Consider the following 15,354-nt stretch of genomic DNA (forward strand, 5'->3'; position numbering starts at 1 on the left):
GGAAATCGTTTTGCGCGCCGCCCGGCCTCTGACTCGGAGTAACGAAACGGTATCGAAGCCTCATCCCATCCAGGACCGGCGCAGCGGCGCTCCAGAGACGCGAAATAGCCGGTGCGCATCAGGCGATGTCCGAAAACACCTGCGCGCCCGGCTATTTCAGGATGGAAGTGTTCGCGGGGATTTACAGCGACGCCAGCGCGTCGAGCTCCCGTGCGAAGTGCGGCGCCCCTACCGCGACGTTCAACAGTCCCGCCGCCTTCAATGCCTGGTATCCGCCCACCAGGTCGGTGGCCCGGTGCAGCCCGAGTTGCTGCAGCGCGGCGGCGGCCAGGCTGGAGGTATAGCCCTCGGAGCAGACGACGATCCATTCCACGTCGTGATCGGCGGCCAGCGCCAAGCGGGCGGAACTGGTGGGGTCCAGCCGCCATTCCAGTACGTTGCGCTCGATCACCAGAGCGCCGGGCAGGGTACCCTCGCGTCCGCGCTGGGCCTGGGGCCGGATATCCACCAGAATGGCGCCGCGATCGATGGCTTCCGGCAATTCGAAGGCGTAGATCCGGTCGAGCTGGGCCCGTGCGTTCTCCAGCATCTGATCGATGGTCAAACGGGTCATCACATATCACCTTCGGGCTGGTCGGTGAGGACGGTTCGGGTGCGCCGCAGGGTGCCGTGACCGGTCACCTCGTAATACGACATGGCGGTGAGAGGCGGGGAGTAGGCGTGCACGCTCAGCGTCGGGTCGAGTGGACCCGCGGATTCGACGGCGGCGGGCGCGCGCATCACGTCGTGCACCCAGCCGATCGGGAACGAGGCCTGGTCACCGGCGGCGAGCGTGCGGCAACGCAGTTCCGTTCCGTTCCATCGGTATTCGGAGAGCGCCCCGCTGAGCACGGTGAGCGCGCCGAGCGAACCGGCGTGGTCGTGCAGCTCCGTCGACTTACCCGGCGTCCAGCTGATCAACCAGACGTCGACCTCGTCGTCGGCGAGCAACCGAGCCGCCCAGCGCTCGTCTTCCGGCCACGTCCCACCCCCGGGAAGCAGGTGGTCGTAGCGTCCGGCGAGCACGTCCTCGGCGCCTTCGTCGGTCAACCGGAGCAAATCGGCCGGACGTAGCCGAGTGGGCAGCGCGGGCGCCACCGAGCGCTCGACCGGCGGAGTAGCCGAGAAAGCGGTACGCGCGGAGGAAGCGGAGGAAAGGGAAAGAACGGAAGAACGCATGAGCGAATCTCCAGGAGGAAGGTATCGGTCGAGGGCGGGTAATCAGCCTCGATCGGTCGAGGCAAGTCAGCCTCGACAACACTCCTGGGTGCTCACGACAAATGTCACGAGAGGGAGTTTAACAGCATGCGACACGGTGACGGCAACCATCCGGCCTGCGACGAATACAACACCGCGCAAATCAGACACTTCCCTTGCGCCGCTGGTTGCGTTCGTATACGAGCCGCAGACCGGTCAGCGTGAGGTGCGGATCGTGGTCCTCGATGGTTTCCGATTCCGGGACGATCAGCGGTGCGCTCGCGCCGGTGGCGACCACCGCGACATCGTCACCCGCGAACGCGTCGAACTCGTCCCGAATCCGATCGATCAGGCCGTCCACCAGCCCGGCGAAACCGAATACCGCGCCGGACTGCATGCATTCCATGCTGTTCTTTCCCAGCACCGAGCGTGGCCTGGTCAGCTCCGCCCGCCGCAGCGCGCTGCGTTCCACCAGCGCCTCGGTGGAGATCTCCACACCGGGCGCGATGATCCCGCCCAGGAACTCGCCCTTCTTCGACACCAGATCGACACAGATCGCCGTGCCGAAATCGACGACGATCGCGGGTGCGGAATACCGCTGATAGGCGGCCAGGCAATTGACGATGCGGTCCGCCCCGACTTCTTTCGGATTGTCCACCAGCAACGGAATCCCGGTGCGCACACCGGGTTCCACCAACACGTGCGGAACATGACCCCAGTACTGGCCGAGCATGCCGCGCAGTTCGCGCAGCACCGGCGGCACCGTCGAAAGCGCGGAGACGCCGATCACCTCATCCAGTTGCGCGCCGACCAACCCGCGCACCTGCATGGCGAATTCGTCGGCGGTCAGCAACGGATTGGTGTGCATCCGCCAGTGCCGCACGAGTTTCGAATGCGCTCCGGAACCGGAGAACAAACCGAGTTCGATACTGGTGTTGCGAACATCGATGGTCAGCAACATGTCCGGATCGCCGGCCCTCAGACGAACGACAGGGAGCGCGGCGAGGTGAGGCCCGAGCCCTCCGGCGCGTGAGCCGGGTCGGAGCCGAGCTCGACCGGGCGGTTGCGCTCGTCGACGAACACGACCTTGGGGTCGTATTCCGCGATTTCCTGCTCGTTCAGCTGGCCGTAGGCGATCAGGATGACGAGGTCGCCCGGGTGCACCAGGTGCGCCGCGGCGCCGTTGATCCCGATCACCCCGGAACCCCGCTCGCCGGCGATGACATAGGTCTCCAGGCGGGCGCCGTTGTCGATGTCCACGATGCAGACCTGCTCGCCTTCCAGCAGGTCGGCGGCGTCGAGCAGGTCCTGATCCACCGTGACCGAACCGACATAGTGCAGGTCGGCGTGCGTCACGGTGGCACGGTGGATCTTCGACTTCATCATGGTGCGCAGCATTGCGTCGCCCTTTCTAGTTGGCGGGAGGGAGCAGGGCGGGATCGGACACCGCCGTGACGGGCTGGGAGGAGTCCGCGACGGACCGCGACTCGGAGACGGTGGGATGACCGTCGATCGGAGCGCCGAGCGTGACGGCGATGTTGTCGATGAGCCGGGTCGCGCTGACAATGGCGGCGACCAGCAATCTGGCGTTGCCGGACGCCGGGGCGGGCCCCAGAGTGGCCGAGCGCAGCTCCAGATAGTCGACGTCCACGCCGGTCGCGGCGTCGAGAACCTGGCGGGCGGCCGCGAGTACCGCCTCGCCACCGCGTCCGCCCGCGTGCTTGCCCGCCGACAGAGCCGCGGACAGGGCGAGCGCCGACTCGCGCTGCACCGGGTCGAGGTAGCGGTTGCGCGAGGACAGCGCCAAGCCGTCGGGCTCACGCACGGTGACCACCGGCGTGATCCGGACGTCGAAATTCAGGTCGCGAACCATCTGCCGGATCAACGTGAGCTGCTGGTAGTCCTTCTCGCCGAAGAACGCCTCGGTCGGCCGCGTGATCTGCAGCAGTTTGGCGACCACGGTGAGCATGCCCGCGAAATGCGTCGGGCGGCTGGCGCCCTCCAGTTCCGCCCCGAGCGGACCGGGATGCACCGTGGTGCGCGGACCGTCCGGATACATGTCGGACACGCTCGGCGCGAACACCAGCTCCACGCCCTCCGCGCGCAGCAGTTCGACGTCGGCGTCCAGCGTTCGGGGGTACTTGTCCAAGTCTTCGTTCGCCCCGAACTGCAGGGGATTGACGAAAATCGACACGATGACGACCTGGTTGGTCCGCTTGGCCAGCCGCACGATCTCCAGATGACCCTCGTGCAGCGCGCCCATGGTCGGAACCAGCGCGACGGTGCGGCCGACACCGCGCAGGGCAGTGGACACCGCGCCGAGTACCGCGGGATCGTGGTGCACGGTCAGCGTGCCGGGCCGATACGCGCCGCGCAATTTCGGGTCGAACATCAGCGTCCTTCCAGCAGCTCGATGACGGCGGGAGCCGTGCCGGCCCGCTCCGCGGTGCGCAGCGACAGCGCGCGATAAGCCTCGGCCAGCCGGGTATCGACGGACTCGAGCGCGCGCAGGTGCACGGCCACCGCGTCCGCGTCACCGCGGGCCACCGGACCGGTCAGCGCGGACTGACCGCGGCGCAGGGCGTTGTCCAGCGCGGCCGAGGCCAGCGGGGCGAGCAGACGCTCGGCCAGACCGTTGGGCTGGTCGTCGACCAGTTGCTGGCCGATCAGGCCTGGGCCATCCAAGGCGGCGCGCAGGGCGGTCACCGCGTCGACGATCACCGTGACCAGGTGATTGCTGCCGTGCGCGAGCGCGGCGTGGTACAGCGCCCGGTTCTGCTCCGGGACGCGGACCGGCTCGCCGCCCATCTCGATCACCAGCGACTGCGCGATGGCGTAGCCGACCTCGTCGGCGGCGGTGATGCCGAAGCACGCGTTGCCGAGACGGGTCACGTCTTCGTCGTGGCCGGTGAAGGTCATGGCGGGGTGAATGGCCAGCGGAAGGGCGCCGACCTCGGCGAGGGGGGCCAGCACGCCGACGCCGTTGGCGCCGGAGGTGTGGGCCACGATGGTGCCGGGCCGGACGACTCCCGCACCGGCCAGGCCACGGGCCAGGCCCGCCAGTTCGGTGTCGGGCACGGCGAGCAGCAGCAGTTCGCTGCGGGCGGCCACCTGTTCGATCGGCAGGATCTCCGAGTCGGGCAGCCGGGTGCGGGCACGGCGCACCGAGGCATCGGAGATCGCACAGACGCCGAACACCACGTGTCCGGCCCGCTCCAGTGCGGCGCCCAATGCCGAACCCACGCGTCCCGCCGAGACGATTCCCACCGTCAGGCGTGCAGGGGCGGGGTCGTAGCCCGAAGTAGCGTTATCGGAATTCACGCTTCTCGAGGTCAACGTTGTCCTCTCGATGTCGTTCCAGTCCCGCCATGCGGGTACCGGACGGTACGCCAAGAGAATATCGGCAGGTGGCTCGCCGCCGCCACGGGGTGCCCACGTGATCTATGACGCAGTGCGGGCCGGGCCCGGCCCCGGGTCATCGACCTTCGCGCTCCTCGGACTGCAGGTTGGCCATGATCTCCGCTACCGACAGACGTCGCGATGGCGACTCGTCGTCGCTCTCGGCCCGGCGCCGCCTGCGCGCGCTGGGCGTGCCCACGGTGGGCGCGGAGGCCGGCCGTGTGACCGGTTCCGGGTCCGGCTGGGGCCGCACGGCGGGCTGGGTCGGGGGCTCGTCGACCTGCTCGTCCACGGTCTCGGTGAACGCGTCGGCCCAGCCGCGCGGCCGGGCGTAGCGCGCCCGCTCCGTGTCGGCCTGGTCGGCGGGGTCGTCGTCCGCGGAGACGACCGCGGTCTCAGCGGTGACCGGATCGTCGAAGGGGCTGGCGAAGACCGGCGGCTCGGGGTGATCGGGCTCGAAGATCGGCGTCATACTGCTGCGGGGTTGCTGGTCGGCGAACACCGACCACATCCCGGCATTCGCCGAGCTATTGTTCCCCGATTCGGCGCTGGAACTGGTCAGCTCCTGAATCCGGGTCGCGTCGGCCCGCAACGCCGGGCGGTCCATCGGCAGATCGCCGTCGAACAGTCGTTGCAGGCTCTGCCGCAGCACGGTGAGTTCCGCCCGCAAGGCCGCCATCTCGGCCGCGTCGGCGCCCACTTCCTGGCGCACCCGCGCCTCCACGCCGAGTTCGTACTCGCGCCGCGCGGTGACCTCACGCTCCAGCTGTAACTCGTAGACGGTCTGCAGATCGCGGACCTTCGCCTTGTCGATGGTCGCCTCTTTGCGGTACTTCGTCGCAGTAAGAGCGCCGATTGCGGCCGCCCACAGCGCCACAACCAGACCTACCCGTACGAACTCCACGCTGTTACTGAAGATCAGGAAAACGCTGGCAACCAGACCGAGCAGGATCAAGACGCCGACGAATAATTTTCCCGCGTCGTCCCGCCGTCGACGGGAAGTGCTGCTACGGGAGGGTGAAACCATGCCAGCCAGGGTAGCCAATAGGTGGTGCCGCGCCCAGATTCCGGTTTTGTGATTCCGTTCGTTCCACTAGCTATGTAGTTGCCGCATCGTCTGGGGGGTCCTCCGGAGCTCGGCAGCAGTACTCCAGCCAGAGGGCCGCAGCAACCAAAGCGAATCCCGCCAGCATCCCGACGATCGCGCCGGGGCTGTCGGCCGCCGCCGCGCGCAGAGTGCCGCGCTGCGGGAAGACCCAGCACAAGAAGCCGAGCCAGATGCCCGCCGCGATCGAACCGACCTGCACCGACGCCTTGGCCAACGCGACAGCGCGGGCCGCGGTGATCGGATGCAACTGGTGGCGCCCGTCGCCGATCTCGTGGTCGTTCACCCTGGCCCGGATGACAAAAGCTAGCACCGCCTCGATGGCGGCCACCGGGTACAGCGAAGCGCCCGCGAAAAGCGAGATCGGCGGGAAATTGTCATAGGCCACGCGGGTGGCGATCCACGCGACTATCGCGGCGATCAGCACGTTCGCCACGAGGTCGAGGACGCGAGTCGGCTTGAGTTTCACGACGGCGTGCCCGTCAGCGAGAATTCGGTGCGGCGCACGCCCGCGCGCTCGGCCGGATCGAGCCGGGCCAGCAGATCCGCCACTGCGCGCGGCGAGCCGTCGACCTCCAGCACCGCGTCCGGCGCCACGTCCAGCCACGGCACGAGCACGAAGGCGCGCCGGTGCGCCTGGGGGTGCGGCAGGAGCAGATCCGGGTCGGCGCTGCGGCACGCCACCGGCTCCCCGTCGCGCAGTTCGGCGCACCACACCACGTCCACATCGAGTGTGCGTGCGCCCCAGCGCACCTCGCGCACCCGTCCCGCGGCCTGCTCCAGTTCCTGGCCGCGACGCAGCCAGTCCGCGCAGCCGAAAGCTGGATCTTCCACCAGCACAGCGGCGTTGAGATAGTCCTCTTGCGCGACGCCACCCCAGGGCGCGGTGGCGTACACGGCGGAGACGGCAAGTACTCGATGCCCGAACCCGTCCAGGACACTACGCAAATGCGCGAGCCGGTCACCCAGATTCGACCCTATGGATAGGACGGCACGGGTCATCGGCGTGCCTCCGCGGCGCCCGGCCCGCACTGGAAAAGGGCCGCGCGGCAGTTCCGCTCGCTCATTCGGCGGGCTCCCCCCGGTGCCGCGAGGTGATCACCCGGACGTCGGCGAACGTGTGCGGGATCGGCGCGGACGGCTTGTGCAGCACTACCTCGACCGCGGTGATCCGCGGATCGGTCATCACGTCGTCGGCGATCTCCGAGGCCACGGTCTCGATGAGATTGCGCGGCGGGCCCTGAACTATCCGCACCGCGCGCTCGGCGAGCGCGCCGTAGTCCACGGTCGCCACCAAGTCGTCGGACGCCGCCGCCACGCCGAAATCCACCCACACGGTCAGGTCGACCGAGAACTCCTGACCGTCGCGACGCTCATGATCGAACACTCCGTGATGCCCGTAGGCACGCAGGCCGCGCAATTCGATCCGGTCCGCGCCGCGCCGGATCGCCGAATCGCGCGGCGGCGCATGTTCTTCGGCGTGGACCGGGGACCGGCTCATCGGTGAGCTCCTTGCGCACTGGATCGGATGGTGTCGTGCTGCGCGGCGCGCTGCCGTGCGGCATTCTGCCACGCGTCGGTGACCGCGATGGCGTCCAGCGACGCGCGCACGTCATGCACGCGCACTCCCCACGCGCCGTGGAGCGCGGCCAGCGCGGACACGGTCGCGGTGGCCGTCTCGCGGCCGTCCGGTGGACGTGGCCCCGTCTCGTCGGCGAGCAGCGAACCCAGGAAACGCTTGCGTGAGGCGCCGATCAGGATCGGCAACCCGTGCGCGACGAGTTCGGGCAGAGCGCCCAGCAGGGTCCAATTGTGCTCGGCGTTCTTCGCGAAGCCCAGGCCGGGATCGAGGACCAGCCGGGAGGGGTCGACGCCCGCGGCGACAGCCGAGTCCACCTGCGCGGTCAGCTCTGCGAGTACCTCGGCGACCACGTCGTCGTAGTGGTCGGCCGGTCCGGTGTGCCGGTAGTCCGCGCCCGCCCGCCAGTGCATGAGAATCCACGGGACCTGCGCGGAGGCGACCACGCGCACCATATCGGGGTCGGCGCGGCCACCGGAGACGTCGTTGACCACCGATACCCCGGCTTCGATCGCCGCGGCGGCCACGGCGGCGCGCATGGTGTCCACGCTGGTCGGCACCCCTGCCGCGACCAGTCCGCGGATGACCGGCGTCACCCGCGCGGCCTCGGTCGCCGCGTCGATGCGCACCGCGCCCGGCCTGGTCGACTCACCGCCGACATCGATGATGTCCGCGCCGGCGGCGTGTAGTCGCACGCCGTGCGCGACGGCCAGCTCGGGGTCGAGATATCGCCCGCCGTCGGAGAACGAATCGCTGGTGACGTTGACCACGCCCATCACCACGCAGGAGCGCCCCTCGCGTGCGCCGACGTTCTCGAGTCCGCTCGCCGGGGTCGATCGCCCGTCCGGGCGTGCGGCGGCCTCGGTGGCGGTGTCTTCCCCGGTCGCCGCGCGCCCCGCGCCCTTCAGCTCGGACACCGCGGCCCGCTCACTTCCGCAGGATCAGATCGAGCGCCTCGGCACGCGAGGCGGCGTTGGATTGCAGCAGTCCACGCACGGCGGAGGTGGTGGTGCTCGCGCCCGGCTTGCGGATACCGCGCATGGCCATGCACAAGTGCTCGGCCTCGACCACCACGATGGCGCCGCGCGGGTCCAGCTTGCGCATCACCGCGTCGGCGATCTGGCTGGTCAGTCGCTCCTGCACCTGTGGGCGCTTGGCGTACAGATCCACCAGCCGGGCGAGCTTGGACAGACCGGTGACCCGGCCGTGCGGGCCCGGGATGTAACCGACGTGGGCGACGCCGTGGAACGACACGAGGTGATGCTCGCAGGTGGAGTACATCGGGATGTCCCGAACCAGCACGAGTTCCTGATGGCCCTCGTCGAAGGTGGTGTTGAGCACCGAATCCGGTTCCACGTAGAGCCCGGCGAACGTCTCCCGGTAGGCGCGGGCGACGCGGGCGGGCGTCTCCCGCAGGCCGGGCCGATCCGGGTCTTCGCCGACGGCGAGCAGCAACTCCCGAACCGCCGCTTCGGCCCGCGCCTGATCGAACGATCTGCCGGTTTCCAGGGCGACGAGGCCGGGGTCGGTGATGCCGATGTCGACACCGTCGTACTCAGCGTCATCCGCTTCGGCGAGGGTGTAACCACCGCCATGCTCGTTGGCCGACAATCGAGGACACCTCCAAACTCCCGGGGCACCGGCAATTTCTCGGCACCCCCACGATGGTCGAGCCTAATCGTCACTCGTCAGTGACGACCGTTCGGTCCATCCCAATCGCCGTTGTCGCCCTCGCCGTTCGGGTTGGTCCGGCGCGGCTCGTCATAGCCGCCGTTGTCGCCGTACCCGTCCCGGTCGTAGCCGCCTTCCGGCGTGCCCTGCGGACCCCACTGCTGGTAGCCGGGCCGCGACTGCTGCTGGTCACCCCAGCCGGGCTGACCCTGCTGCTGCGGCTCGTCCCGCGGCGGCCAGCCGGGGGCCGACCATCCCGCCGGAGCGCCGTAGTCCGGCCGCGAACCGTGCGTGCCCTGGCGTGGATACGCCGGAGCGGGCGCCTGCGGCAGTGGGTAGCCGGGCGCGGCCGGGCGCGCGTACTGCGGCGCGCCGTAACCGCTCTCGTGCGGCGGGTAGCCGTTGGAGGTCTGCGGCTCGCGCTGCGCGGAGGCGGCCACCGGCTGCGCCACCGGTTCCGGCGGCCACGATTCGCCGCGCTCGGCGGCCAGCTCGCCCGGCGTCTTCACCGGAGGCTTGTCCGAGGGGACGCGGTCGCCGAAATCGTTGAACGCGGTGATCCGCGGGCGCTTCTCCACCGAGGCGAGGATCTGCTCGAGATCCTTGCGGTGCAAGGTCTCCCGTTCCAGCAGCGCGGTGGCCAGGTCGTCGAGCACGTCGCGGTACTCGTTCAGGATGGCCCACGCCTCGGTGTGCGCGGCCTCGATCAGGTTGCGCACCTCCTCGTCGATCGCGCCGGCCACCTCGTGCGAGTAGTCCGAACCCATGCCCATCGAGCGTCCGAGGAACGGGTCGCCCTGCTCCTGCCCGTAGCGGACCGCGCCCAACCGGGCGCTCATGCCGTACTCGGTGACCATCGCGCGCGCGATCTTGGTCGCCTGATCGATATCGGAGGACGCGCCGGTGGTCGGCTCGTGGAACACCAGCTCCTCGGCCGCACGGCCACCCATAGCCATGACCAGGCGGGCGATCATCTCCGAGCGGGTCATCAAACCCTTGTCGTCCTCGGGCACCGTCATGGCGTGGCCGCCGGTGCGGCCGCGCGCCAGGATGGTGACCTTGTACACCGGCTCGATGTCGGGCATCGCCCAGGCGGCCAGCGTGTGACCGCCCTCGTGATAGGCGGTGATCTTCTTCTCGTGCTCGCTGATGATCCTGCTCTTGCGGCGCGGGCCGCCGATGACGCGATCGACCGATTCCTCCAGCGATTCCCCGGTGATCATCGCGCCGTTCTCGCGGGCGGTGAGCAGGGCGGCCTCGTTGATCACGTTGGCCAGGTCGGCGCCGGACATGCCGACGGTGCGCTTGGCCAGGCCGTCCAGGTCGGCGTCCGGCGAGATCGGCTTGCCCTGGGAGTGCACCCGCAGGATCGCGCGGCGACCGGCGAGGTCCGGATTGCCGACCGGGATCTGACGGTCGAAGCGGCCCGGACGCAGCAGCGCCGGGTCGAGGATGTCGGGACGGTTGGTCGCGGCGATCAGGATGATGCCGGTGCGGTCGCCGAAGCCGTCCATCTCGACCAGCAGCTGGTTGAGGGTCTGTTCGCGTTCGTCGTGACCGCCGCCGAGGCCCGCGCCGCGCTGGCGGCCGACCGCGTCGATCTCGTCGACGAAGATGATGCAGGGGCTGTTCTGCTTGGCCTGCTCGAACAGGTCGCGCACGCGGGAGGCGCCGACACCGACGAACATCTCCACGAAGTCCGAACCGGAGATGGTGAAGAACGGCACACCGGCCTCACCCGCGACGGCACGAGCCAGCAACGTCTTACCGGTGCCGGGCGGGCCGTAGAGCAGGACGCCCTTGGGGATCTTGGCGCCGAGAGCCTGGTAGCGCACCGGATTCTGCAGGAAGTCCTTGATCTCGTAGAGCTCCTCGACCGCTTCGTCGGCTCCGGCCACGTCGGCGAACGTGGTCTTGGGCATGTCCTTGGACAGCTGCTTGGCCTTCGATTTGCCGAAGCCCATCATGCCGCCGCGGCCACCGCCCTGCATGCGGGCCATCACGAAGATGAACAGGCCGAGCAGGATGACCATGGGCAGCACGAACAGCAGGATCTGGGTGAACCAGCTCTCCTGCTTGACCACGGTGTTGTAGGGCGCGCCGGAATTCTTCACGGCGTCGAAGATCTGAGCGGAGGTCTCGCTGCCGCCCGGATACTTCGCGATGATCTTGTTCTGCCCGCTGGTGGCGTCGTTGCCGTCTTTCAGTTCGATGCGCAGCTGCTGCTCGCGATCATCGATCTGCACGTTCTCGACGTTGCTCTTGTTCTCGAGCTGGCTGAGGGCAACCGAGGTATCGACGCTCTTCCAGCCCCGCGTGTCGTTGCCGAAGTAGCTGAACGCATAGATCACGAGCAAAATGCCCGAGACTATGGCCAGGGTGCGAAACACTGTCTTGCGGTTCATAGAGCGTCGGCCGGGGCGGCCAGTCCTTTCCGGTGTCTCCGGTTCTTGCCTAGCGATGCGTCTGGCGCGTCCGGTTCCGCGGGGGTTCGGATGCGGACATGCCACGTTACCGCGTACGGTCTACTCGATACATCGCGCAGTTCGGCTGCAGGTGCAGTTAATGAGGTAAACGGCCGGGGATCGACGGTGGTTCCCGATGTCCCCGGCCCGGCTTCCTCCAAGTGGCAACAATCATGGCATGTTCGGCCTATCGTGAGCGACGACACAACATGGCGGCGCGAGCGACGGGCACGTAAGCGGTAGCTCGCAAACCACGAAGAGCCCCGGAGCGCCGCAGACCAGACACGAGCGCAGGGGGTATGGACATAGTCGAGTTACGCACACCTACAGCGATACTGCGCCACGGCCGCGGCAGGTTGATCGTCCTGCGGCCCGGGTCCGACGGCGAGCGCGTACTGGATGTTCCGGTCTCGGACCTGCTCAAGGTCCGGCTGAACCGGCGCGCGGACGACGCCGTCGTCATCGAGATCTATCTGCGTTACCCCACGCCCGTGCTCACCGGCGTGCCCGCGGACCGCACCCCGCTGCCGGTCCTGATCGCCGAGCACGACGTACCGGCGGCGACCGAGATCATCGACCGGATCAACGCGCACATCCTGGCCACCCAGCGCATCGATATCGCGGCGCCGGATCTGCAGCCACCCGCCCCCACCTGGGGCCGCGGCGGTCCCACTCGCGCGGACGTCGATCGGGCGACGCGCAGGATGTCCCCGCGCCGCGAGGCGAAGCAGGCGATAGCGGCTCTGCATCGTTACGTGACGCCGGAAGAGTACGTTCTGGAAACCGCGATCGCGGTCGCGCATCCGCCCGCGGGGACCGGCTCCGGCCTGCTCGCCGCGACGACGGCGCGACTGCTGTTCATCTCGATCGGCGACGACCGGTACGCGCACGAACTCCCGATTCCCGTGGTCTTGTGGGCGCGCACCACGGATACGCCCACCGCCGGGCGCGGCGAGATCGGTCCCGGGCGCGGCGCGACAGGCATCGAGGTGCACGACGGCAGCCGGACGCTGCACTTCTCCGGCGACGACCACGCCGACACCGAACGGGTCACCTGCGCGGTCAACTTCGCGGTGCGCCGGGAATCCGCCGACGGCGCCGCGGGCTTCGCCGACCCTGGTGTGGCCCAGCTGTATTCGGAGTGGGAACTGCTGGTCGAGCGGCACTCCCTCGGCATGGTGGACGACGCGCAGTTCCAGCGCTACGGCCGCGGCATCCTGCGCTCACTCCCCGACGGGAACTGAGTTCAGCGCGACCCGCCGCCACGGGCTGGTCGGGCGCAGCCACAGCCGCAGCAACTCCTTGCGGCGGTCGACGCCGCCGTTCTTCAGTTCCGCCAAGTCCTCGCAGGCCTGCCAGTAGGTCCAGCCGGTGAGGTAGGCGTCGCCGAACTGACGCCAGTTGCGGTACTTGCTCTGGGCCAGCGGCAGGGCGCGCGCCAGATAGCTCCAAGCCACCTCGGCATCGAGGTACCCGGCGGTGTAGGCCATCCTGGCCACCGCGACCACCCTGGCCAGATCCCAGGCATGGATGTCACTGGGCAGCGGCCGGGCCAGATGGTCGGTGAATCCGATCTTGATCGCCTGCGACCAGATGTCGTAGTCACGAACCAGCGCCTCGGGGTTGTCCATCCCGCGGAACGCGCCGACCTGCCGAAGGAACGCCCGATGCCGGTCGGCCCGCTCACCGAAACGGTCGCGCTCACTGGCGTTGATGGACGCCGTCACCAGCGGGTGCACCAGCGCGTAGAGCGGGGCGTGCATGCCACCCAGCAACTGCTCCATCGATGCTTGCGCCTCGGTACCGTCGGTGATGCCCCACGCTCCGGTGAGGGTGTCTATGGCCAGCTCACGTCGGTCACCGAGGGGATGCGCGCGCTCGGGGCCGAGCAGCAGCGCGTCATGGAAGGCGTCCCAGCGCGCCGAGTAGAAGGCGCCGAGGGCCAGCGCTCGCAGTTCGTCGTCGGAGATCGCGGCGCCGGACCAATGGTCTTGCTCCCGTTCGTCCAGCTCCGCGTACGGAAACGTGGTCAAGGTGGGTACACCGCGCGAGGACATGCCCCGATTGTTCCCCATCGGTCCCGGCGAACGCGCCGTATTCATCGATGGCGGCGAATGTTCGATGACTTCTTACCCTGACGCAGGTCGTGATCTGGGGCTAGTGTGCTCGCATGTGTAGAAACATCACCGTCCTGCGTGGTCTGGAACCTGCCGCAACCGAGCAGGAGATCTATGCCGCCGCACTGCAGTACGTGCGCAAGGTCGGTGGCGTGTCCGGCCTGAGCTCGACCACCAAATCGGCCGTCGACAAGGCCGTCGCGGCCATCGCCGAGGCGACCACCACCTTGCTCGCCGAGTTACCCGACCGCAGGGTGGCGCCGCCCACCGAGCCACCGCTGCGCCGCATCGCCGCCCGCGAAGCCGTGGCGGGCGAGTAGCCGGGCATTCAGGGCAGGGCGTCCACGCCGTAGACAGCGACGCACACCAGCGCGATCTCCAGCGGCAAGCCACGCTCTTCGATCGGATATCCCAGGAGTTGTTCGATCCGCTGCACCCGGTAGCGGACCGTGTTCTTGTGCACACCCAGCACTTTTGCCGTCGCCTCCGGGCTGCGGTGACTGCGCAGATAGGCGTGCAGCGTCTCGCGCAATCGCGCGGCGTTCGCATCCCGACCCGCCAGCGCGCCCAGTTCGCGCTCGACCAATCCGCGCATGGCCGCTTCGTCCGCGCCGGCGAGATAAGCGATCTCCACCGCTCGATACCCGGTGACCCGTCGGCCGCCGACGGGTGCGCGCTCGGCGACCTGCCGCGCGGCCACCGCCTCGTGATGACTCCGGCGGAAGCCCGCGATCCCCCCGGCCGGCACACCGAACGCGACCCGCACCGGGGCTTGGACGTGCGCCGCTGCCAGCCGCTCCACTTGTCCCGGCGCCGCGATCTCGGCGCCGCGTTCCGCCTCGTCCCAACCCGACCACGCCCACATCGCGCTGGCGCCGGAGGCAACGGTGAGCACGCGCGCGCTGCCGAGCGCCGCGGCCAGCCGCGCCGCGACCCGATCCAGCAGTCCGGTCGCCTCCGCCTCCGCACCGGTGGGTTCTCCGGTCGGCTCGTCGGTCCACAGCACGAAGGCCAGATGTTGCTGGGAGAGCCGGTAGCCCAGCCGCATCGATGCCTGCTCGATGTCGACGTCGTCCCCGTCCAGCAGGGCGCGCACGGTCTCGGCGCGTCGGTTGAGCGCCGCGCGCAGGACCTGCTCGCGCTCCTCCATGTAGGTGTCGGTGAGCAATTCGACCGAGGTGTTCATCCACTTGGTGGCCCGCTCGAACAGCCGCAGCAGCACCACGCGCTCGAGTGCGGGCGTCGCCTGCCGCTGCTCGACGACCTCGGTCATGTAGTCCAGCACCGCCTCCATGCCCACGTGATAGACCCGCAGCAGCAACCGCAGCTCGAATCCGCGCCTGGCCACGCTGCGTGCGAAGGCGTGCGCCTCCTCCGGCAGCGAGAATTCGAAGGTGTCGCTGGTCAGGCGACTGAGCACGATCCTCGCGTGCGCGCGGGTGCTGGCCGCGAGGTCACGGCGCATATCGCGATCGGCGAGTTCGGGGATGCGCGCGATGATCACGTCGTCGAGCCGGCCGACGATCTGCTCGAGGGTGTCCGCGCGCATCGTCTCGTAGACGTACTCGGCGAGCCAGTCGCGCACTTCGTCGGGAGCGGGGCTCGGCCGGGCGGCGCCCGGAGATGGCCGAACGTTCATCGCCACCTCCTTCGGCTCGGCGGATGCCCGTCACTGATTGTTCCGAGGGAACAAATTCGCCCGTCCTACTTGACCGAATGGGCCAAGAAAGTCTGTTCGGATTGTGTCACGATCATAGTTCAGTGGCCTGCCTCACAGCAGTC

General features: G+C 68.8%; 17 protein-coding genes. 2 read left to right on the plus strand and 15 right to left on the minus strand.

Annotation, left to right across the window (positions count from 1 at the left end; all coding sequences use genetic code 11):
- Positions 1-181: 181 nt before the first annotated feature.
- The 13 genes from GVY39_RS14885 to ftsH all read right to left on the minus strand — a co-directional run bounded on the left by GVY39_RS14885 (position 182) and on the right by ftsH (position 11,395).
- A complete protein-coding gene (locus GVY39_RS14885; RefSeq protein ID WP_159924811.1) occupies positions 182-604 on the minus strand; it encodes a rhodanese-like domain-containing protein in 423 nt (140 codons plus the stop codon).
- A gap of 8 nt (positions 605-612) precedes the next feature.
- Positions 613-1,218 carry a cysteine dioxygenase family protein gene (locus GVY39_RS14890; RefSeq protein WP_159924575.1) on the minus strand — a complete coding sequence of 202 codons (606 nt, stop codon included), beginning with the start codon at positions 1,216-1,218 and terminating at the stop codon, positions 613-615.
- 181 nt (positions 1,219-1,399) lie between these two features.
- Positions 1,400-2,197 (minus strand): type III pantothenate kinase, encoded by a 798-nt coding sequence (locus tag GVY39_RS14895; RefSeq protein WP_159924573.1) that lies wholly within the window; start codon positions 2,195-2,197, stop codon positions 1,400-1,402.
- 17 nt (positions 2,198-2,214) lie between these two features.
- The gene (gene panD, locus GVY39_RS14900) at positions 2,215-2,634 is read right to left on the minus strand and encodes an aspartate 1-decarboxylase (protein WP_040773236.1); all 420 of its coding nucleotides are present in this window, start codon (positions 2,632-2,634) and stop codon (positions 2,215-2,217) included.
- A 13-nt stretch (positions 2,635-2,647) separates the two neighbouring features.
- Positions 2,648-3,628, minus strand: coding sequence for a pantoate--beta-alanine ligase (gene panC, locus GVY39_RS14905; RefSeq protein ID WP_159924571.1), 981 nt, complete (start codon positions 3,626-3,628; stop codon positions 2,648-2,650).
- Positions 3,628-4,557, minus strand: a complete 930-nt coding sequence (locus GVY39_RS14910) for a Rossmann-like and DUF2520 domain-containing protein (protein ID WP_159924569.1) — start codon at positions 4,555-4,557, stop codon at positions 3,628-3,630. Before GVY39_RS14910 ends, panC begins: the two co-directional genes overlap by 1 nt.
- 154 nt (positions 4,558-4,711) lie before the next feature.
- The gene (locus tag GVY39_RS14915) at positions 4,712-5,662 is read right to left on the minus strand and encodes a DUF6779 domain-containing protein (protein ID WP_159924567.1); all 951 of its coding nucleotides are present in this window, start codon (positions 5,660-5,662) and stop codon (positions 4,712-4,714) included.
- A 70-nt stretch (positions 5,663-5,732) separates the two neighbouring features.
- On the minus strand, positions 5,733-6,209 hold the full coding sequence (locus GVY39_RS14920) for a DUF3180 domain-containing protein (protein WP_159924565.1): 477 nt from the start codon (positions 6,207-6,209) through the stop codon (positions 5,733-5,735).
- On the minus strand, positions 6,206-6,742 hold the full coding sequence (gene folK / locus GVY39_RS14925; RefSeq protein ID WP_159924563.1) for a 2-amino-4-hydroxy-6-hydroxymethyldihydropteridine diphosphokinase: 537 nt from the start codon (positions 6,740-6,742) through the stop codon (positions 6,206-6,208). Before folK ends, GVY39_RS14920 begins: the two co-directional genes overlap by 4 nt.
- Positions 6,743-6,803: 61 nt before the next feature.
- Entirely contained in the window at positions 6,804-7,241 is a 438-nt protein-coding gene (folB, locus tag GVY39_RS14930) for a dihydroneopterin aldolase (RefSeq protein ID WP_159924561.1), read from the minus strand.
- On the minus strand, positions 7,238-8,095 hold the full coding sequence (gene folP / locus GVY39_RS14935; RefSeq protein ID WP_159924809.1) for a dihydropteroate synthase: 858 nt from the start codon (positions 8,093-8,095) through the stop codon (positions 7,238-7,240). Before folP ends, folB begins: the two co-directional genes overlap by 4 nt.
- Before the next feature lie 151 nt (positions 8,096-8,246).
- Positions 8,247-8,858 carry a GTP cyclohydrolase I FolE gene (gene folE, locus GVY39_RS14940; RefSeq protein ID WP_195140825.1) on the minus strand — a complete coding sequence of 204 codons (612 nt, stop codon included), beginning with the start codon at positions 8,856-8,858 and terminating at the stop codon, positions 8,247-8,249.
- 149 nt (positions 8,859-9,007) lie between these two features.
- Positions 9,008-11,395: an ATP-dependent zinc metalloprotease FtsH gene (ftsH, locus tag GVY39_RS14945; protein WP_159924557.1), complete on the minus strand. Its 2,388-nt coding sequence runs from the start codon at positions 11,393-11,395 to the stop codon at positions 9,008-9,010.
- Positions 11,396-11,754: 359 nt separating this feature from the next.
- Between ftsH and GVY39_RS14950 the strand changes: the two genes are divergently transcribed.
- Positions 11,755-12,699, plus strand: coding sequence for a hypothetical protein (locus GVY39_RS14950; protein ID WP_159924555.1), 945 nt, complete (start codon positions 11,755-11,757; stop codon positions 12,697-12,699).
- On the opposite strand, the gene GVY39_RS14955 is transcribed toward GVY39_RS14950, so the two are convergent.
- Positions 12,679-13,512: a DUF1266 domain-containing protein gene (locus GVY39_RS14955; protein WP_159924553.1), complete on the minus strand. Its 834-nt coding sequence runs from the start codon at positions 13,510-13,512 to the stop codon at positions 12,679-12,681. The two genes, GVY39_RS14950 and GVY39_RS14955, sit on opposite strands and share 21 nt — an antisense overlap.
- A 113-nt stretch (positions 13,513-13,625) precedes the next feature.
- Between GVY39_RS14955 and GVY39_RS14960 the strand changes: the two genes are divergently transcribed.
- Entirely contained in the window at positions 13,626-13,892 is a 267-nt protein-coding gene (locus tag GVY39_RS14960) for a DUF2277 domain-containing protein (protein WP_043685870.1), read from the plus strand.
- 8 nt (positions 13,893-13,900) lie between these two features.
- Here GVY39_RS14960 and GVY39_RS14965 read toward each other — a convergent pair whose 3' ends face one another.
- Entirely contained in the window at positions 13,901-15,211 is a 1,311-nt protein-coding gene (locus GVY39_RS14965; protein ID WP_159924551.1) for a CdaR family transcriptional regulator, read from the minus strand.
- Positions 15,212-15,354 lie beyond the last annotated feature (143 nt).

It is taken from the genome of Nocardia sp. CY15, from assembly GCF_009829295.1.
GTDB classification, from domain to species: Bacteria; Actinomycetota; Actinomycetes; order Mycobacteriales; family Mycobacteriaceae; genus Nocardia; species Nocardia sputi.

Bases quoted from the DNA above. Each gene is read 5' to 3' on its own strand.
- GVY39_RS14890 (WP_159924575.1), bottom strand. From the start codon at position 1,218: ATGCGTTCTTCCGTTCTTTCCCTTTCCTCCGCTTCCTCCGCGCGTACC.
- GVY39_RS14895 (WP_159924573.1), bottom strand. From the start codon at position 2,197: ATGTTGCTGACCATCGATGTTCGCAACACCAGTATCGAACTCGGTTTG.
- panD (WP_040773236.1), bottom strand. From the start codon at position 2,634: ATGCTGCGCACCATGATGAAGTCGAAGATCCACCGTGCCACCGTGACG.
- panC (WP_159924571.1), bottom strand. From the start codon at position 3,628: ATGTTCGACCCGAAATTGCGCGGCGCGTATCGGCCCGGCACGCTGACC.
- GVY39_RS14915 (WP_159924567.1), bottom strand. From the start codon at position 5,662: ATGGTTTCACCCTCCCGTAGCAGCACTTCCCGTCGACGGCGGGACGAC.
- folK (WP_159924563.1), bottom strand. From the start codon at position 6,742: ATGACCCGTGCCGTCCTATCCATAGGGTCGAATCTGGGTGACCGGCTC.
- folB (WP_159924561.1), bottom strand. From the start codon at position 7,241: ATGAGCCGGTCCCCGGTCCACGCCGAAGAACATGCGCCGCCGCGCGAT.
- folP (WP_159924809.1), bottom strand. From the start codon at position 8,095: ATGGGCGTGGTCAACGTCACCAGCGATTCGTTCTCCGACGGCGGGCGA.
- ftsH (WP_159924557.1), bottom strand. From the start codon at position 11,395: ATGAACCGCAAGACAGTGTTTCGCACCCTGGCCATAGTCTCGGGCATT.
- GVY39_RS14950 (WP_159924555.1), top strand. From the start codon at position 11,755: ATGGACATAGTCGAGTTACGCACACCTACAGCGATACTGCGCCACGGC.
- GVY39_RS14955 (WP_159924553.1), bottom strand. From the start codon at position 13,512: ATGTCCTCGCGCGGTGTACCCACCTTGACCACGTTTCCGTACGCGGAG.
- GVY39_RS14960 (WP_043685870.1), top strand. From the start codon at position 13,626: ATGTGTAGAAACATCACCGTCCTGCGTGGTCTGGAACCTGCCGCAACC.
- GVY39_RS14965 (WP_159924551.1), bottom strand. From the start codon at position 15,211: ATGAACGTTCGGCCATCTCCGGGCGCCGCCCGGCCGAGCCCCGCTCCC.